This is a genomic window from Cypionkella sp. (genome assembly GCF_028290025.1).
Taxonomy (GTDB): Bacteria; Pseudomonadota; Alphaproteobacteria; order Rhodobacterales; family Rhodobacteraceae; genus Cypionkella.
Map to the genome: position 1 here is coordinate 20,707 of NZ_JAQGKQ010000087.1, position 18,405 is coordinate 39,111.

The following is an 18,405-nucleotide window of genomic DNA, read 5'->3' on the forward strand; positions in this document are numbered from 1 at the left end:
GCGCAGGAAAAACCGTTATCTGAGCAGTTGATCCGCTGTCAAACCACCGACGTTGCCAAACAGCTGCTGCAAAATGCCGGCGGCTTTGACATTATCCTTGGTGACACGCCGAGACAGCGGCACGATCTGGCCCTTCTCAAGCCCAAACCGTTCAATATTCTCAACAATGCCCGCTTCGGTGAAGCTGATCGCCACCACCTCGCGGGTGATCTCTTTCGGCGGCAACGCGCCGTAGGTTTGGAAACGGCTTTCGACGTAGTACCAACCGACATCGTTCAGCAAACCAGAGGCCGAGGGTCGCCCGACTTTGGTTGCCACGGTTTCGCGGTTGTCGGTGCCGACTGCAATCAGCGCCAATTCTTCATCGGTAGGGATGTATCCGTGATCCCGCACGATCGGCGAGCAGGCGGCGACGAGCACCACCGTCATGACAATCACCCAAGCGCGAAGGTGGCCGCCAGTGGCGATCCGCGTCGATTTACCGAAAAGCTGCGCCATTGTGCCCTCATCATCGTGGTCTTGCGCCATCCGCCGCCCCACCTTAGCCTTGCACCTGTCCGTTTGGGCCAGTATCGCAAGACAAAGGCGGCGGTTGCCAAGGCCCGTTGCTTTCGGCTTACAGAAGGAAGCGGCTCTGTTCAAGAATGGAACGCGGATTGGGTCTATAACGCCACCGAAAACATGGACCTAGACGTTGCCGACGACACAGGTTGTATGGAAACGAAAATTAAGGCCACACAAAAGGCCGCAGAAAAACACTGGCCTAACTGCGAAAGTTTAGCGAGATTGCCTTACGAACCAGGCAAAGGGGATATCAAAATGACTGATGCGACAGCTTCCAATCCGGCCCTGCCCCGCCAGCCCTACCGTTCCTCGCTGGTGTCTGGCCGCAAGACCGTGCGCTTTACCTTCGCACCTGACGTGGCGGAGCGACGCCTGATTGCAGCGGCACTCGACCTAATTGACCTGCCGGAGTTTACCTATAAGGGCGAACTCTCTCCCGCGGGCCGTGCTGACGTGGTGCTGCGGGCCGATCTGTCTGCACTGGTTGTGCAGCCCTGCTCGGTCACGCTTGCCCCGGTGCACAGCCGCTTGGCCGACACCACAGAGCGTCGCTATGCGCAGGAATTCGCCGAATCCAGTGCTGATGAGTTGGAAATCCCCGATGAAGATATCGAGGCTCTGCCCGAGGTAATTGACGTGGCCGCCGTGGCAATCGAAGCACTGGCCCTCGCCTTGCCGCTGTATCCACGTGCGCGCGGTGCCGAGTTTACGGAAGCCGCCTTCGCCGCACCCGGCGTAACGCCTCTGAAATCGGAAGATTTGAAACCGTTCGCTGGGTTGGCCGCCTTGGCATCGAAGCTGAAAAAGCCTGAGGAACCCGAGGCATAGCCGCTGCGCTGCATGATTGCAGAATGGGGCTTGCGCGTGGCGGGAATCTCACTATGTTCCGCGCCTCAATAGGGGCTTTGTTGCGCGGTCGTTCTATGTGTATCAAGACTCTGAAATCAAAGTAAAATCCGGGGCCAGTCCCCCACTATCCGAGGTCGTGACATGGCTGTCCCGCAGAACCGCACCACCAGTTCCAAGCGCAATATGCGTCGCTCGCATGACGCATTGGTTGCTGGCAACCCGCAAGATTGCACCAACTGCGGCGAGTTGAAACGCCCGCACCACGTGTGCCCTTCTTGTGGCCATTACGATGCCCGCGAAGTCGTGGCTACCAAAGCTGTCGAAGTTGACGAGGACGCGGCGTAAGCCGCCCCTAGCCCTGCTTAGCACCCCGTGGCAACCGGAACAGATACTCCGTCTGACGTAACTGGACCGGGCATTGGTGCAAGCCGCATCGTCATTTCTATTGACGCGATGGGATCGGATCGCGGACCGGGGGCTGTTGTCGCCGGTCTTGTGCTGTCTGCTGTCAGTTTACCGGATGCAGCATTCCTGCTGCACGGTGATTCTGCGGTGCTGTCGCCGCTGTTAGCGCGCCATCCTGATTTGGCTGACCGTGTTACATTGCGCCATACTGACCGTGTGGTGACGATGAACGATAAGCCAAGTCAAGTGATGCGCCACGGCGAAGGCACCTCAATGTGGTCGTGCATTGATGCGGTGAAGAATGGTGAGGCAACTGTTGCGGTGTCGTGCGGCAATACCGGGGCTTTGATGGCTGTTGCGATGATCCGCCTGCGCAAGCTGCCCGGCGTCAATCGTCCGGCGATTGCCTGCATGTGGCCCTCGCGCAATCCCGGTGGCTTTAACGTGATGCTGGATGTCGGCGCGGATATCAAAGCTGAAGCCGCCGACCTTATCCAATATGCCGCGATGGGCGCCTCTTATGCGCGCAACGGTATGAAGCTGACCCGGCCTCGAGTCGGTTTGCTGAACGTCGGCACCGAAGAACACAAAGGCCGCGCCGAGTTGAAAGAAGCCAACGAGCAGTTGGCTTTGGCGGCTGAAGCTGGCGATTATGATTATGTCGGCTTTGTCGAGGGTGGCGATTTGCCCTCGGACCGCGTCGATGTGATCGTATCCGATGGCTTCACCGGCAATATCGCGCTGAAAACCGCTGAAGGCACCGCCAAGCTGATCTCCGACTTTATGAAAGAGGCGTTCAACGCTGGCATCTTGTCGAAGTTCGCGGCGCTTCTCGCGCTGAACTCACTGAAGCGTCTGCAACGTCGGATGGACCCGCGCCGGGTCAATGGCGGGATCTTTCTCGGGCTGAACGGCACCGTGATCAAGTCGCATGGCTCTGCCGATGAAACGGGCGTCGCTGCAGCGATCAGTCTCGCTTACCAGCTGTCCAGCGCGGGCTTTCTTGAACGGCTTGCAGCGCGGGTTGCATCGACGGGCCGCGCGGGGCAGGATGCTGTGGTGGATGCAGAAGGTAAATCCAGCGAATGACAATACGAGCCGTGGTGACGGGCGTCGGGCATTATTTGCCGGACCGCATCGTGCCCAATACCGAACTTGAAGCCTTGGTTGAAACCACTGACGAATGGATCAAGACCCGCTCGGGAATCGAACGTCGTCATTACGTAGCCGAAGGTCAGACCACCGCTGATCTTGGCACGCGCGCAGCACTGGCCGCGCTGGCAGATGCCGGGTTGGAGGCTGCTGATATAGACGCGATTATCGTCGCAACTTCCACCGCCGATTTTACCTTCCCGTCGGCCGCTACGATGATTCAGGCCAACATAGGCATGAACAAAGGTTTTGCCTTTGATGTGCAAGCCGTCTGCGCTGGCTTTGTGTTTGCGCTGACCAATGCCAATGCGCTGATCCTGACAGGCCAAGCCCGCCGCGTGTTGGTGATCGGGGCTGAGACGTTCAGTCGCTTGATGGATTGGAAAGATCGTTCCACCTGCGTGCTGTTTGGCGACGGCGCGGGCGCTCTGGTGCTGGAAATTGCCGAGGGTACGGGCGACAATAGCGATCGCGGCATTCTTGCGTCCGATCTGAATTCCGATGGGCGCTATGGCAACTTGCTTTACGTTGACGGTGGTAGTTCAACCGGCAGCACCGGCTATCTGCGGATGGAGGGCAAAGAAGTTTTCCGCCACGCCGTCGAAAAGCTCGCTGAAACCGCCCACACCGCACTGGGTAAGATTGGCCTTACCGGCGATGATGTCGATTGGATCGTGCCGCATCAGGCGAATATCCGCATCATCGAAGCCACCGCGAAACGTATGCGAGTGCCGATGGATCGCGTCGTGGTGACGGTGCAAGACCACGGTAACACCTCGGCTGCATCGATTCCTTTAGCGCTGTCGGTTGGCAAGGCGCGCGGGCAAATCAAGCGGGGCGATCTGCTAGTTACAGAGGCAATCGGCGGCGGTTTGGCGTGGGGCTCGGTAGTTCTGCGTTGGTAAGGCGCTGAAATGCGCTTTTAAGAACGTCTGCCAAGCCACTGTTATTGACTCGCAATTCGAGAAGACGCATCGTGCCCAAAATAACCCTGGGGGGATATGATGAGCGAGAAGACCTTAACGCGTATGGATCTGTCCGAAGCCGTGTTCCACGAAGTGGGCCTTAGCCGCAATGAATCGTCAGAGCTGGTCGAGGCGGTGTTGCAGCATATGTCTGATGCTTTGGCATCAGGTGAGACGGTGAAAATTTCGTCCTTCGGCACATTCTCGGTGCGGGACAAGACGGCGCGCGTTGGCCGCAATCCGAAAACCGGCGACGAGGTTCCGATCTCGCCGCGCCGTGTGCTCACCTTCCGCCCCTCGCATTTGATGAAAGACCGCGTGGCGGCTGGCAAGAAGTAAGGGTTGAAGCGGATGGACAAGTCGCCAGACGCCTTCCGCACCATTTCCGAGGTGGCTGATGAGCTGGAAACCCCAGCGCACGTGCTACGGTTTTGGGAAAGTCGTTTTCCGCAGATACGTCCGGTAAAGCGGGCGGGTGGGCGGCGCTATTACCGTCCCGCCGATGTAGCGTTGCTGACGGGTATCAAGCGCCTGCTGCATGATGAGGGTCTTACAATTCGCGGCGTGCAAAAAATCTTGCGCGAACAAGGCGTTCGGCATGTGGCTGGCCTGTCCGGCCAACCGGTACCCGACGATATCGACATGGACGCGGAGGCAGCTTTGGAAGCCGCGCTTGCGGCAAACTTTGGCCTGCGCGATGAGCTTGATCTGCCGCCCGAAAAAGCCACCACCGCAACGATCGTGGCGCTGGAAACCGCCCTGCGTCGCAGCGATCCGAAACCGGAACATTTGCCTACGCCCGAGCCCAGCTTTAACTTTGCCGATCTGGTGGAAGATGCGGTTCAGCCCGCCGAATTGGATGCAGGGTTGGATTTCGTCGAAACAGAAATCGAAATCGCCGATATTGTAAGCTTTAGGCACGCGGTACCTACAGACGAAACCCTCGCACCTACGACACTAGGCAAGACGCTGCCCGCAAAAACGCCTTTGTGGCCTGCCGATGCACCGCTGATCCAACGATTGCGCGCCCTGCCCACCCATAGCCTGCAAGATCGCCAAACCGATCTGCACCAGTTGCGCGCCCGGCTGGTTTCCCTGCGCGCACGTTTGCAAGCGCCGCCAAACTACGCCGCAATATAGCATTGATCGCCTTGCGCTTTCCTGCTTGCTCCCGCGCGGAATATCAGTATGAAGACCGCGTGTCGGGCCATAGCGCAGCCTGGTTAGCGCGTCCGTCTGGGGGGCGGAAGGTCGAGAGTTCAAATCTCTCTGGCCCGACCAAAATCGAAACCGCCCGCCTGCCATTGAGCAGCGCGGGCGTTTTCGTTTCCGAGGCGATGTGTGCGATAGACTGTGCGGATTAAAGGATAAGCGATGAGCCAACCCGGCGTGCTACCTGCCCAACGCTTGCGCGGCCTGATCGCCTCGGGTGCCATCGCGGCCAGCCCTGCGATTATCCCTGAGCAAATCCAGCCCGCCAGCCTCGATCTGCGCTTAGGCCACATCGCCTACCGCGTCCGCGCCTCATTCCTGATCGGTAAGGGTCGCAAAGCCTCCGACCGCATCGCCGAATTTGAGATGCACCAGATTGATCTGACGCAAGGTGCGGTGCTCGAAAAGGGCTGCGTTTATGTGATCCCGCTGATGGAGAGCCTCGCCCTGCCCCAAGGCATCACCGCCGTTGCCAATGCCAAATCCTCCACCGGCAGGCTCGATCTGCTCACCCGCCTGATCACCGACGGAGGCACTGAATTTGACCGCATCGCGGAAGCCTACCACGGTCCGCTTTACGCCGAGGTCTGCCCGAAATCGTTCTCGGTGCTGGTCCGCGCGGGTCAACGCCTAAACCAAATCCGCTTCCGTCAGGGCCAAGCGGTGCTGTCGGACGCGGAACTTACGGCGCTGAACGCCCAAGAACCGCTTGTCTCCGGTGAGGCTCTTATTTCCGAGGGTCTCGGCTTCTCCGTCGATCTGAAACCCGCAAATGGTGATCTCGTCGGCTACCGCGCTAAACCGCATACCGGCGTTGTTGATCTCGACAAGATCGGCCACTACCAAGCCTCTGAGTTTTGGGAGGAAATCCATTCCCAAAACGGCCGCATCATCCTAGACCCCGGCGCGTTCTATATCCTCGTGTCCCGCGAAGCCGTCACCATCCCCCCCGATTACGCCGCTGAAATGGCCCCATTCCTCGCCATGGTCGGCGAATTCCGCGTGCATTATGCAGGCTTCTTCGACCCCGGTTTCGGTCATGCCGAAGCGGGCGGCGCGGGCAGTCGTGGCGTGCTGGAAGTGCGCTGCCATGAAGCGCCGTTCGTGCTGGAACACGGCCAAATCGTTGGGCGCTTGGTTTATGAGCGGATGTCTGAACGGCCCGAGACGCTGTATGGCCGCGAGATTGCCTCGAATTACCAAGGCCAAGGGCTGAAACTCGCCAAGCAGTTTCGCACCGAATAGCGCGCCACGGCGCAGATCACCCTTTAGATGCCGCGAACAGGCATGGCTGCGGCTCGGATGCGACCTAAAATCCGTATATAATGCAACGAGGTGCGCATGATGGCTGCGGTCATGGTCGATCAATCCGACCTGCAAACCGAAACTTGGACCGATCCTGTCCGTGGCAGCGTTCGTTGGAAAACCCTGATTTCCGGCGATGTGACCGCGACGGATACGCTTGTCTGCGGCATCGCCATTATGTCCCCCGGCGACACCTTTGCACTGCACAGCCATCCACAGCCCGAGCTTTATTTTGGGCTTGAAGGCGAGGTTGATGTTCAGATCAACGGCACTGCCCATCGTCTGAAACCCGGCGTCGCTCTTTTCATTCCCGGCGATGCCGTGCATGGAGTGCTTGCCGCCGATCAGCCGGTGCGCTGGTTCTACACCTTCGCCGCCAATGCCTTCCCCCACATCGCCTTTACGTTTGCCTAGCGAGGACACCATGAGCCAAGCCGATCACGCCAGCACCGAAGACGCACTCGTCATTTTCACCCCCTCGGGCAAGCGCGGGCGTTTCCCGCATGGCACGCCAGTGCTGACCGCAGCGCGGCAGTTGGGCGTCGATCTCGACAGCGTTTGTGGTGGGCGCGGCATCTGCTCAAAATGCCAGATCAGCCCGGGCTATGGTGAGTTTTCCAAGCATGGCGTCACCGTTGCCGCCGATGCTTTGACCGAATGGAACTCGGTGGAGGAACGTTATAAATCCAAGCGCGGCATGATTGACGGCCGCCGCTTGGGTTGTCAGGCGAAGGTGATGGGCGACGTGGTGATCGACGTGCCGCCGGAAAGCCAAGTGCATAAACAGGTGATCCGTAAATCCGCCAGCCAGCGCGATATCGTGATGGACCCCGCCACCCGCGCGCTTTACGTCGAGGTGTCAGAGCCGGATATGCACGAACCCACGGGCGATTTTGAGCGGCTTGTCACCGCGCTGCAAACCCAATGGGGTGTCGGTGAAGTTGCCGCCGAACTGCCGATCTTGCGCCGTCTGCAACCTGCCCTACGCAAAGGCCAGTGGAGCGTTACCGTCGCCCTGCACAAAGGCAACCACGACGCGCGTCACCGCATCCTTGATATCTGGCCGGGCTTCCATGAGGGCAAGCTTTACGGCCTCGCCATCGACCTCGGCTCCACCACCATCGCCGCACATCTGTGCGATCTGCATGACGGCAGCGTTTTGGCATCGTCAGGCGTGATGAATCCGCAAATCCGCTTTGGCGAAGATTTGATGAGCCGGGTGTCATACGCGATGATGAACCCTGGCGGCGATGTCGAAATGACCGCCGCCGTGCGCACCGCTTTGAACGGCCTTATCCAGTCGATCGCGACCGAGGCAAAGATCGTGCCGACCTCGATTTACGAGATTACTTTTGTCTGCAACCCGGTGATGCACCACCTTTTGCTGGGGATTGATCCTGTGGAACTCGGTCAAGCGCCGTTCGCGCTGGCAACCTCGGGCAGCCTTGTTCTGGATGCGGCCGATCTTGATATCAAAGCGGTGAACCCCGCCGCCCGCGTCTATATCCTGCCTTGTATCGCTGGCCATGTTGGCGCGGATTGCGCAGCTGTGGCTTTGTCGGAAGAACCGAACAAGTCGAAGGAAATGGTGCTGATCGTTGATGTTGGCACCAACGCCGAACTTCTGCTCGGCAATGAAACTCGCGTGCTCGCCTGTTCCTCACCAACTGGCCCCGCCTTTGAAGGCGCACAAATCTCGTCCGGCCAACGCGCCGCCCCCGGAGCCATTGAGCGCGTCGAAATCGACCCGATCACCAAAGAGCCGCGATTCCGCGTTATCGGATCAGACCTGTGGTCAACCGACGCTGGCTTTACCGCCGCTACCGCGACCACCGGCATCACTGGCATTTGCGGCTCGGGTATTATTGAGGCCGTGGCAGAGATGCGCATGGCTGGCCTTGTCGATCAAGGCGGCCTTGTCGGCAGCGCTGAGCAAACCGGCACCAGCCGCTGTATCCCCGAAGGTCGCACCCATTCCTATGTGCTGCATGACGGCACAGCGATTGGCGGCCCGCTGATCACCGTAACCCAAGGCGATATCCGCGCCATTCAGCTCGCCAAGGCCGCGCTTTACGCGGGGGCGAAGCTTCTAATGGATGAGATGGGCATTGAGACCGTCGAAAAGGTCGTGCTGGCGGGTGCGTTTGGCGCGCATATCAGCCCGAAACATGCGATGGTTCTTGGGATGATCCCTGACGTGCCGCTGGATAAAGTAATCTCCGCAGGCAACGCCGCTGGCACCGGCGCGCGTATCGCCCTCTGCAACGTTGCCGCGCGGGACTATATCGAAGCGACTGTGCATCAGATCCATAAGGTCGAAACAGCCATTGAGCCGCGTTTTCAGGAACACTTCGTCAACGCCTCCGCCATTCCGAACGCTGTTGATACCTTTCCAGAATTGTCGAAAATCGTCACCCTGCCGCACGTCAGCTTTAACACTTCAGGCTCGGGTGGTGCGGGCGGTCGTCGCAGAAGGGGGTGATGCTGATGGGGTTGACCTATTTGTAAGCTGCGTTAGCTTGCGGCTATGGATGATCCGATTGCAGAACTGTTGTCGAAGATAGCCGCGCAAGATCGCGCGGCGTTTCGGGCAATCTATTCCAGTGCTTCTTCGAAACTTATGGGCGTCCTCTTGCGTATCTTGGGAAACCGGGCAGAAGCGGAGGATGCGTTGCAAGAGGTGTTTACCAGAGTATGGCTGCGGGCAAGTCGGTATGATGCCGACAAAGGTCGTGGTATGACTTGGTTAATCGCCCTCGCCCGCAACCATGCGATTGACCGCCTGCGCGCCCGCCGTGAAACGCAAGCCGACGGCGATGACGCGATAAACGCGGTGATCGACACCGCGCCGCGCGCTGAAACCCGGCTGATCGCCGTGGGTGAGGCCAAACGGATCAACCAATGTTTTGAGACGCTAGAAACGGAAAAGGCCGCAGCCTTGCGCGGGGCCTATCTTGCGGGGCTGTCCTACATTGACCTCGCTGCCCGCTTCGATGTGCCGCTGAATACCATGCGCACTTGGCTCCGTCGCAGCCTCCTCAAACTGAAGGAGTGTATGGAGCAATGACCAGCACTCCCACCGATCTGCCTGAACTGTCCGATGACGAAGCCCTCGCCGCTGAATATGTGCTGGGAACACTCGATCTGGCCGAACGCAGTGCTGCCGAAGCGCGTCTCCGCCTTGATCATAATTTTGCCGATCTGGTAAACGATTGGCAAAATCGCCTCGCCGATCTGAACGAGGATTATCCTGAAGTCGTCGCACCAAATCTTTTGCCGCAGATCGAAGCGCGCCTGTTCCCGCAAGCCGCCAAATCGCGTGGCTGGTTCGCCTGGGCCGCTGGCCTCGCCACCGCCGCACTGATTGCGGTTGCGGTGTTCGAATTGTCACCGCCTAGCCTGCCCACCACCACAATGACCGCTGAACTGACCGCGGAGGCATCGCCGCTGCGCTACGAAGCGGCCATTGCAGGCGATCAACTGACCCTGACCCGCACCGCTGGCGCGCAAGCCGAAGCGGGCAAGGATTACGAGCTTTGGATCATTGAAGGCGACAATCCCCCGGTCTCCCTCGGTGTTCTGACCGAAGCCTCCGTGACCATCCCGGCCCCGCAAGCGGCTGAAGGCTTCGTGTTGGCCATTACGCTAGAGCCTGCAGGTGGCGGGCCAGATGGCAAACCTACCGGCCCAATCGTCGCCGCTGGCCCGTTGAAAAAAATCTGAGAAAAAAATTTCAGGCAGCTGAAACTTCTGCATCAACCGCTCCGTAACTTCAGGTGTGAGGCAAGACTGGCTTGCCCTAGACCAACATGAGGTAACGAAAATGAACGCTTCCCGTATGATCAAAGCCGCGATGGCAACTGCGTTTCTGGCCCTCTCCACCGGTATGGCGCTCGCTGAAAACCCGATGGTTGGCGGCGCTGAAATGTTCCCCGAGAAAAACATCGTCGAAAACGCGGTAAACTCGAAAGATCACACAACCTTGGTTGCAGCAGTTCAAGCCGCTGGTCTTGCGGAAACTCTGTCGGGCGCGGGACCATTCACCGTGTTCGCGCCAACCAATGAGGCTTTCGCCAAATTGCCAGCAGGCACCGTTGAGAACCTGTTGAAGCCTGAGAACAAGGACGCGCTCACAAAAATTCTGACCTGCCACGTTGTCGGCAAAGAAGTAATGTCCGACGCGCTTAACGGCATGATCAAGGATGACGGCGGCAAGCACCCGGTCCCAACCTTGGGCGGCTGCACTCTGCAAGCCACCTACGAAGGCGACATGATCAAACTGACCGATGAGATGGGCAACGTCGCCACCGTCACTCAGGCTGATGTCAAACAGTCAAATGGCGTCATTCATGTGATCGACACGGTTTTGCTGCCGAAGATGTAATCTAGGCAGAGCCTTCGGATACTGGTCGGGCGTTCACAGTCCCCACTCTGGTTCGATCAGTTGAAGGGTCTTGCAGGACAACCTGCAAGACCCTTTGCATTCAAAGGACTGCCTGTCCAACGGCACCTATGTTGACGATCTCTAGGCTCCTGCGGCACTTTCAATATCTGGCCTTCCCGACCCTGCTTAAAGCAACGCGTAGGCGATCTCAAAAAGCGGCGACGAGCAAATAAGCAGAACCCCCGGCGACCCGAGGCGGCTCGGCTGGCCGAGATCAGGCATTCTCATCAAAAAAAGACTGTTAAATGCAATACGCCCGCCAGACCGAAACGCAATAGTCGCACCTCGCAACCTGAGCCGAACGAAGCGCGCACCGTGCCTTACCACCTTGACGCGGGCGCACGGCTGGCATACCTCACACCGCATCGCGGGTGTAGCTCAATGGCAGAGCAGCAGCTTCCCAAGCTGAATACGAGGGTTCGATTCCCTTCACCCGCTCCAGTCCCCCGCCCCATTCTCGCGGCACAGCAGGCCATACATGCCGATGCGCAGCATCCGGCGCTGGGCACTTCAAATGCCAGACCGCGGACGCGGCATTTACCCAATGCAGCGCTTAGCGTGTAAATATTCCGCTATCAAAACAACAGCTTGTAAGTGTTGCCGCGCGTGTCTGTTGCGGTGCCCGTGCCGCTGGTGGTGCTTGAGCCCATCACGAATCTGCCCTGCACCCGGGTGCCATCTTTGCATACCGCGTAAATCTCGCCGGTGTTTATTCCGCCCACCGATTCTACGCTGCTGTCAAATTTGCCACCCGGACCGCGCAGAGTTAGCGAGACGCCGCGCGTCCTTGATGAGACCTTTGGAGCAAGCGCAGACCAGGTGCCGCTGCATCTGGTATTGTCTGCCAGTTTGAAGCTCAAAGCGCCCGAAGTGCCCGCCGTGGTCTCGGCCGTGGCAAAAATCACGGGTGGCGGCGTCTGCAAGGCAAGCGGTCCAGCGGTCGGGTATAGCTGCATACCACTGCTAGATCCGCACGCGGTCAGGGCGAGCATTGCGATCAGGCCAAGGGCGCGCAAGAACATAAGCTTTCCATTCCGTTCAACGAGGTATCCGGCTTGCGCTGTCGTAAGCCATCCCGCGCGCGCGCGCAACGCAACCCGCCCGTCTTCACTGCGATTTGCGCAGCCACCGGTCGCGCTGCAACCTGAAAACCGCTCAGGCGTCGCATTTTGCGGCGCACAAATTCCACTAAAAAAGCCGAAGCATCACCTGAACACGGTGCGCGCGGCCGCAGCCGCATCCGCCTTCCCCTTTGCCGCCGACTGCGTTAGCAATCAGCAGCTTTCAGGAAAGGAACTACCATGAGCGAGATCAAACGTATTGGCGTCGGCGCCCGCATGTCCGAGGCCGTGGCCTACAACGGCATCGTCTGGCTGGCAGGCCAAGTTGGCACTCCGGGTACCAGCGTCGCGCAGCAGACCAGAGATTGCCTCGCCGAGGTTGATCGAATTCTGGCCGAAGCTGGCACTGACAAGACCCGCATTTTGTCGACGCAAATCTGGCTTGCAGATATCTCGACCTTTGCTGAGATGAATGCGGTTTGGGACACTTGGGTGCCCGCCGGCAACACCCCCGCGCGCGCGACGGGTGAAGCGAAACTTGCGACACCGGAGTATTTGGTCGAAATCATCGTCACCGCTGCTTTGAAATAAACTAAGGGGGGCATTCAGCCCCCCTCGCCTAATCAGGCTCACGCCCCGGGAAATTTCTGACAGAGGTGACCTTAGCCGCGCAGATATTCCACCAGCGCCTGCGTCGAGCCGTCTTTGCCACTCACATCGCCGCCCTCAAGGATCGGCTGCAACGCCAGCGCAAGTTCTTTGCCCAACTCAACGCCCCACTGGTCGAACGAGTTCAGCCCGAGGATCACCCCCTCAACAAATACCCGATGCTCATAAAGCGCGATGATCTGGCCCAGCACGAACGGCGTCAGTTTTGGGTAAACCAGCGTGGTCGAGGGACGATTGCCAGGGAACACCCGATGCTTGGCCTGACGCTCCAACTCCTCGCCGACAGCGTCCTTTTTCTCCATGATCGCGCGGGCTTCGTTCAAGCTACGCCCCCGCATCAAGGCTTCCGATTGCGCCAGACAGTTTGACACCAGCAACAAATGCTGATGCGCCAGATCAGCCTCATGCCCAGCTTTGGCGACCATAAACTCGCACGGCACAACCCGGGTGCCTTGGTGGATCAGTTGGTAAAACGCGTGCTGGCCATTGGTGCCGGGTTCACCCCAGACCACTGGGCCGGAGTGCGTTGCCAAATCGCTGCCATCCGTCGCCACCGACTTGCCGTTGCTCTCCATTTCCAACTGCTGCAAGTATGCAGGCAAACGGCTAAGCCTTTGATCATAGGGCAGAACCGCGCGTGAGGCATAACCGCAAATTTGGTTGTGCCAGATCCCAACCAGTGCCAGCAACACCGGCATATTCTGTGCAAACGGCTCTGCGACGAAATGCTCATCCATCACACGACCACCGGCGAGGAAGTCTTCAAACGCCTCCGGCCCGATCGCCAGCATCACCGAAAGACCAATCGGCCCCCAGACCGAATAGCGCCCGCCAACCCAATCCTCAAACCCAAACACCCGTGCGCTATCAATGCCAAAAGCCGCGGTTTTATCCGCCGCTGTAGACACCGCTGCAAACTGCGCGGCCGGGATTTTCACCTTGGTCGCCATCCAAGCCCGCGCGGTTTCCGCGTTGGTCATCGTCTCAATCGTGGTGAAGGTTTTCGACGCCACAATCACCAAAGTCGTCTCGGGGTTCAGCCCCTTCAACACATCGGCGATATGCGCGCCATCAACGTTGCTAACGTAATGAATACGCGGCCCATCGTGATACGGTGCCAGCGCCAAAGTCACCATCGCCGGCCCCAAATCAGAGCCGCCAATACCGATATTAATCACATCGGTGATCTTGCCACCTTGGCCAGTGTATTTGCCCGTCCGCACTTCGCGGGTGAAAATCGCCATCTGGGCTTTGGTTTTGCGAATTTCAGGCATCACATCGACGCCTTCGGTGAAAATCTTCGCCTCAATGCCACCGCGCAAAGCGGTATGCAGCACAGCGCGGCCCTCGGTGACGTTGATCTTCTCCCCGCCAAACATCGCCGCGCGCTTTTCTGCCACGCCAGAAACCTCGGCCAAAGTCAAAAGCATCGCCTTGGCTTGCTCGTCGATGTTGGTTTTGGAGTAATCCAACCGCGCCGCACCCGCATCAACGCTGAACGCCTGCGCCCGTCCGGCTTGCTCAAACAGCGACAGAATCGGCCGCCGTGCCACGCTCAGCGCATGATCTCTCAGTGCTTGCCATTTTTCCGACATGACCTACTCCACCTGTTATTCGGCCCAGTGAACCGTTGCATTGTCCAGCACGACGCGCACCGGAGCCTCCAGCGCGGTCAAATGTGCCGCAGCCTCAATCGCCGCGCGCTTTTCAGCACCCGTGATCAGAATATGAATATTCATCGCCCCAGCCAGAACCGGAGCGGTGAGCGTGATACGCGGCTCGCCCGCAGCCTCGGCCCGCATTGGCATCAAAGCAGGTGCATCGGCGGCCAAAGCATCGGCCAGACGATCAGCGCCCGGAAACAAGCTGGCGGTGTGCATATCCGTGCCCATCCCCAGCAGCAAAACCGTCAGCGGCAGGTGTTTTTCAACGCCCTCCGACAAAACGCCCAACATGAGCTCCGGCTCGGAAGCCTCTGCATATAAAGGAATAAGCGTTGCTGCCGCGCCCTTGTCCACCAGCAACCTCTCTCGCAGAAGCCGCGTGTTTGAACGGGGGCTATCCTTGCCCACCCAACGCTCATCATTCAGCATCACGGCGACATTCGCCCAATCGAGCGGCAGTCCTGACAGAATATCAAACACCGGACCGGGCGTGGTGCCGCCCGGCACCGAAATTGAGGCGCGACCGTGCATGTTCAGTGCCTCTGACAGCTCACTCGCAATCTTACCCGCGAGTTCGAGCATCAGAAATTCGCGGTCAGGGTATGCTACAAACTTCATCCCTTGATCTCACGCCAGCGCCGACCATCGCGGTGCATCAACATCAAAGCGTCCTCAGGCCCCGACGATCCCGCATCATAGCCTTGTGGTTTATCGCCACGCGCTTCCCAACCTTCAATCAGTGGATCGGTCCAAGCCCAAGCCGCTTCGACCTCATCGCCGCGCATGAAAAGGGTCTGATTGCCCCGGATCACATCCATAATAAGCCGCTCGTAAGCATCTGGCACATCCTCGGCATCGACCCCCAACGCATCGGCAAACGCCATATCCAGCGGCACCTGCATCAGACGCATACCGCCCGGCCCCGGTTCCTTGATCATCACCATCAGGTTCATGCCCTCATTCGGCTGCAACCGGATCACCAGCACGTTTTCCAGCCAACCCTTAGCATCGTCGAAGATCGAATGTGGCGGCTGCTTGAACGTAATCGCAATTTCCGACGCCCGCGCCCGCAAGCGTTTCCCCGTCCGCAAATAGAACGGAGTCCCCTGCCAACGCCAGTTCGACACGTTCACTTTCAGCGCGATATAGCTTTCCGTCTTGCTGCTCGGATCTTCGGAATGCTCAACATAAGAACCCTCACCACCGCCCGCGAGATACTGCCCACGCACGATATGCTCAGGCTTCACCGGGTCCAACGCCCGGATAACCTTCAGCTTTTCATCCCGCACTGCATCGGGGTCAAAGTGATACGGCGGCTCCATCGCGATCAGGCACAATAGCTGCATCATATGGTTCTGCACCATATCCCGCATCGCGCCAGACTTGTCGTAATACGCCCCACGGCCATCGACGCCTACGGTTTCCGCGACGGTGATCTGCACGTGATCGACGTATTCCGCCTTCCATAGCGGCTCGAACAAAATGTTGGCGAACCGCACCGCCATCAGGTTTTGCACGGTTTCCTTGCCGAGATAATGGTCAATCCGGTAAATCTGGGCTTCGGTGAAATGCGCCGCCAGCACCGCGTTCAGCGCCTTGGCCGAGGCCAAATCGCGGCCAAACGGCTTTTCCACCACGATCCGACTTTGCGCATCGGCGATCTCATGCAGATGCAACCGCTCGGCAATATCGCCGAACAAGCTTGGCGCAACCGAGAAGTAAAATGCCCGCACAACCCCGTCGCGCATCAGGTCTTTTAGCTTGCCCCAGCCACCTTCACCCGTGGCGTCAATCGACACATAGCCAATCTTTTCAAGGAATTGGGCGACGATCTTCGAGTCCTGCCGATCCTTCGGCACGAACTCTTCAATCGCCTCCGCCACCAAAGCCCGGAACGAGTCTTCGTTCAAATCGGCGCGCGCCGCCCCAATGATCCGGCTGTTTTCGGTCATCTGCCCGGCCTGGAACCGCCGATACAGTCCCGGCAGGATCTTGCGCTTGGCCAAATCTCCAGTGCCACCAAAGATCACCAGATCAAAGGCGTCTACCGGAATTACTCGCGAAACCATTGGCTTACCTCGCAGCTTGGGCCAGACTTATATACGCCGTTAGCGCTAACGACGCACTTTTACCGCCGCTATCACACCAAGTCTAGCACTGCTTGCACACCCACCGAAAGCCATTGCTGCACGGCAGCAACTCAAATCTCGTCGGCTGGCATCCAGCGCACGCGGCCCACGCCGGTTTCCGCAGCCATCCGATTGACCGCCTGCTCAACCGCTTGGTCCGGCATATCATCGCCGCCGACATGCGCAGTTATTTCGACATCAGACTCAACACTTTGGACGGCTATCTCATGTAAATGCAGCCCGCCGAGCCCCAAGGTGCGCAGCAACAGCCCACGCATGGCCGTTTCTTGATCGGCGGCACATGTCAGCACCACCCGATAAGACCGCGTGATCGGCACTCCGGCCTTGGTGTGCCGCTTCATAAATTTCACCAACGGCCGCAGCCCGAGGTTCACAAAAATAACCATTCCGGTCAGCACGACCGCGAACGGCCAAGCACCGACCCCCGCAAGCAAGCCAACCCCTGCCGAGCACCACAACGTCGCCGCCGTGTTCAAACCCTGCACATTGAAGCCATCGCGGTAGATAATACCGGCCCCCAGAAAACCGATGCCCGACACCACTTGCGCCGCCACCCGGCTGGGGCTCGCATCATGCTCGACGAGTTGGCTGAAAATCACAAATCCCGCAGCGCCCAGCGAGACCAAAGCATTGGTGCGCAAACCAGCCATTCGCTGCCGCACTTGGCGTTCCGATCCGATCACCGCCCCGCAAGACAGCGCGACAGCCATGTTTACAGCGGCGGCGGTAAGGGCGATGGCCATGTAAGCTCCTGTTAATCAGTAACTGTTTTATGGCAAGGCATTGATCCATTTCGCAAGAGGTTATCGACCTCTGAAGTGAAGCGCCCCGGAAAAGCAAATTTTCCGACATAAGGCTTGCTTTACCAACGAGTTCCGTGAACCGTTGCGCGGGTAGTTGCAAATAATTCTATAAAGTCGCCATCGCATCACCGGGCCAGCTGCTTCAAAATCACGATGAATTCGCGCGCGCTGTTTGGAAGTTTGACTTGCGGTCCATAGCCTGTGAGAAAACTTTGCTTTGTCTGGATGGATAAGCGGCAGACTCGTGCGATACTCCCCCGCAACCCCGTTTGTTTTCGCTATTGAATCTTGGCCCGAACCGACGTCAATAAAACCATAGCAAGAAGCACAAAACCAGCCAGCCTACCCCTACAATCAGGAGAGACATATGCCCTATACTCTTACCCGCCGTGCCAGCCTCACGCTCGCTACCATGCTATTTTCTGGCGCTTTCGCACCAGCTTTTGCCGATGCGCTGGACGATGTGACTAAAACTGGCGTGCTCAGAGTCGGCATCTTCCAAGATTTCCCGCCCTTCGCCTCACTGAACACCAGCATGAAGATCGAAGGCTATGATACCGAAGTGGCTGACAAACTGGCTGCCGCTTTGGGTGTGAAAGCCGAACTGGTCGCTATCACCGGGCAAAACCGCATCCCGTTTCTAACAGAAGGCAAGGTCGACGTGCTGCTGTCGATTGGTTTCAGCGACGAGCGGGCACAAGTGGTCGATTTTGCGGCCCCCTATGCGCCATATTATATCGTGGTGATGGGTCCGAAAGAGTTGGACGTCAAAGACGCGGCAGACCTTTCGGGCAAAACCATCGCCGTGAACAAAGGCACGCTGGAGGACACCGAAGTCACTAAAATTGCGCCCGCCGATGCTGATATTCAACGCTATGCTGACTACAGCGGTGTGATCTCGGCCTTTCTTGCGGGCCAAGCACAGTTGATGGTCGTCGGCAACGACGTTGGCGCTACGATCCTCGCGCAGAACCCGGCAATTGAGCCGGTTGAGAAGTTTCAGCTGTTGTCCTCGCCCAGCCAGATGGCGGTGAAGAAGGGCGAAACCGCGTTGAAAGAGGCTTTGGACAAGGCAGTCGCCGATATGAAGGCAGACGGAAGTCTGAATGATGTTGCCGTCAAATGGCTCAAGCAGCCCTTGGCCAAAGACTTCTAATCCAAG

The 18,405-nt window shown here is 58.5% G+C and carries 20 protein-coding genes and 2 tRNA genes; 16 read left to right on the forward strand and 6 right to left on the reverse strand.

The features are described from left to right. Positions 1-15: 15 nt before the first annotated feature. Positions 16-528, reverse strand: a complete 513-nt coding sequence (gene bamE, locus JWS10_RS14430) for an outer membrane protein assembly factor BamE (RefSeq protein WP_299508542.1) — start codon at positions 526-528, stop codon at positions 16-18. Positions 529-819: 291 nt separating this feature from the next. Between bamE and JWS10_RS14435 the strand changes: the two genes are divergently transcribed. From JWS10_RS14435 to JWS10_RS14500, 14 genes are all read left to right on the forward strand, one after another. Then, on the forward strand, positions 820-1,392 hold the full coding sequence (locus tag JWS10_RS14435; protein WP_299508544.1) for a YceD family protein: 573 nt from the start codon (positions 820-822) through the stop codon (positions 1,390-1,392). Positions 1,393-1,554: 162 nt separating this feature from the next. Next, the gene (gene rpmF / locus JWS10_RS14440; protein ID WP_054006057.1) at positions 1,555-1,758 is read left to right on the forward strand and encodes a 50S ribosomal protein L32; all 204 of its coding nucleotides are present in this window, start codon (positions 1,555-1,557) and stop codon (positions 1,756-1,758) included. A gap of 72 nt (positions 1,759-1,830) precedes the next feature. Continuing rightward, positions 1,831-2,907 (forward strand): phosphate acyltransferase PlsX, encoded by a 1,077-nt coding sequence (gene plsX, locus JWS10_RS14445; protein WP_299508603.1) that lies wholly within the window; start codon positions 1,831-1,833, stop codon positions 2,905-2,907. After that, positions 2,904-3,875, forward strand: coding sequence for a beta-ketoacyl-ACP synthase III (locus tag JWS10_RS14450; protein ID WP_299508546.1), 972 nt, complete (start codon positions 2,904-2,906; stop codon positions 3,873-3,875). The genes plsX and JWS10_RS14450 overlap by 4 nt, the downstream gene beginning before the upstream one ends. A gap of 99 nt (positions 3,876-3,974) precedes the next feature. After that, positions 3,975-4,274, forward strand: coding sequence for an integration host factor subunit alpha (gene ihfA / locus JWS10_RS14455; protein ID WP_284323277.1), 300 nt, complete (start codon positions 3,975-3,977; stop codon positions 4,272-4,274). Positions 4,275-4,286: 12 nt separating this feature from the next. Next, complete coding sequence (locus tag JWS10_RS14460) at positions 4,287-5,075, forward strand: MerR family transcriptional regulator (protein ID WP_299508548.1); 789 nt, start codon at positions 4,287-4,289, stop codon at positions 5,073-5,075. Positions 5,076-5,138: 63 nt separating this feature from the next. Then, positions 5,139-5,216 (forward strand) — tRNA-Pro (locus tag JWS10_RS14465). A gap of 93 nt (positions 5,217-5,309) precedes the next feature. Continuing rightward, complete coding sequence (locus tag JWS10_RS14470; RefSeq protein ID WP_299508550.1) at positions 5,310-6,392, forward strand: 2'-deoxycytidine 5'-triphosphate deaminase; 1,083 nt, start codon at positions 5,310-5,312, stop codon at positions 6,390-6,392. Between the two features lie 96 nt (positions 6,393-6,488). After that, the gene (locus JWS10_RS14475; protein ID WP_299508552.1) at positions 6,489-6,866 is read left to right on the forward strand and encodes a cupin domain-containing protein; all 378 of its coding nucleotides are present in this window, start codon (positions 6,489-6,491) and stop codon (positions 6,864-6,866) included. A 10-nt stretch (positions 6,867-6,876) separates the two neighbouring features. After that, a complete protein-coding gene (locus tag JWS10_RS14480) occupies positions 6,877-8,934 on the forward strand; it encodes an ASKHA domain-containing protein (RefSeq protein ID WP_299508554.1) in 2,058 nt (685 codons plus the stop codon). Between the two features lie 45 nt (positions 8,935-8,979). Continuing rightward, complete coding sequence (locus JWS10_RS14485) at positions 8,980-9,519, forward strand: sigma-70 family RNA polymerase sigma factor (RefSeq protein WP_299508556.1); 540 nt, start codon at positions 8,980-8,982, stop codon at positions 9,517-9,519. Continuing rightward, complete coding sequence (locus JWS10_RS14490) at positions 9,516-10,175, forward strand: anti-sigma factor (RefSeq protein WP_299508558.1); 660 nt, start codon at positions 9,516-9,518, stop codon at positions 10,173-10,175. Before JWS10_RS14485 ends, JWS10_RS14490 begins: the two co-directional genes overlap by 4 nt. A gap of 115 nt (positions 10,176-10,290) precedes the next feature. After that, positions 10,291-10,836 carry a fasciclin domain-containing protein gene (locus JWS10_RS14495; RefSeq protein WP_299508604.1) on the forward strand — a complete coding sequence of 182 codons (546 nt, stop codon included), beginning with the start codon at positions 10,291-10,293 and terminating at the stop codon, positions 10,834-10,836. Between the two features lie 427 nt (positions 10,837-11,263). Next, a tRNA-Gly gene (locus JWS10_RS14500) sits at positions 11,264-11,337 on the forward strand. A gap of 134 nt (positions 11,338-11,471) precedes the next feature. On the opposite strand, the gene JWS10_RS14505 is transcribed toward JWS10_RS14500, so the two are convergent. Then, the gene (locus JWS10_RS14505; protein WP_299508560.1) at positions 11,472-11,918 is read right to left on the reverse strand and encodes a hypothetical protein; all 447 of its coding nucleotides are present in this window, start codon (positions 11,916-11,918) and stop codon (positions 11,472-11,474) included. 279 nt (positions 11,919-12,197) lie between these two features. Here JWS10_RS14505 and JWS10_RS14510 point away from each other — a divergent pair, with 279 nt between their 5' ends. Beyond that, on the forward strand, positions 12,198-12,548 hold the full coding sequence (locus JWS10_RS14510) for a RidA family protein (protein ID WP_299483265.1): 351 nt from the start codon (positions 12,198-12,200) through the stop codon (positions 12,546-12,548). Positions 12,549-12,619: 71 nt separating this feature from the next. Here JWS10_RS14510 and pgi read toward each other — a convergent pair whose 3' ends face one another. The 4 genes from pgi to JWS10_RS14530 form a co-directional block, all read right to left on the reverse strand. Beyond that, positions 12,620-14,221, reverse strand: coding sequence for a glucose-6-phosphate isomerase (gene pgi / locus JWS10_RS14515; protein WP_299508562.1), 1,602 nt, complete (start codon positions 14,219-14,221; stop codon positions 12,620-12,622). Positions 14,222-14,236: 15 nt separating this feature from the next. After that, entirely contained in the window at positions 14,237-14,908 is a 672-nt protein-coding gene (gene pgl, locus JWS10_RS14520) for a 6-phosphogluconolactonase (protein WP_299508564.1), read from the reverse strand. Next, complete coding sequence (zwf, locus tag JWS10_RS14525) at positions 14,905-16,359, reverse strand: glucose-6-phosphate dehydrogenase (protein ID WP_299508566.1); 1,455 nt, start codon at positions 16,357-16,359, stop codon at positions 14,905-14,907. The genes pgl and zwf overlap by 4 nt, the downstream gene beginning before the upstream one ends. Positions 16,360-16,490: 131 nt before the next feature. Then, positions 16,491-17,183: an MgtC/SapB family protein gene (locus tag JWS10_RS14530; RefSeq protein WP_299508568.1), complete on the reverse strand. Its 693-nt coding sequence runs from the start codon at positions 17,181-17,183 to the stop codon at positions 16,491-16,493. A gap of 427 nt (positions 17,184-17,610) precedes the next feature. Between JWS10_RS14530 and JWS10_RS14535 the strand changes: the two genes are divergently transcribed. Continuing rightward, positions 17,611-18,399: a transporter substrate-binding domain-containing protein gene (locus JWS10_RS14535; RefSeq protein ID WP_299508570.1), complete on the forward strand. Its 789-nt coding sequence runs from the start codon at positions 17,611-17,613 to the stop codon at positions 18,397-18,399. Positions 18,400-18,405: the final 6 nt, after the last annotated feature.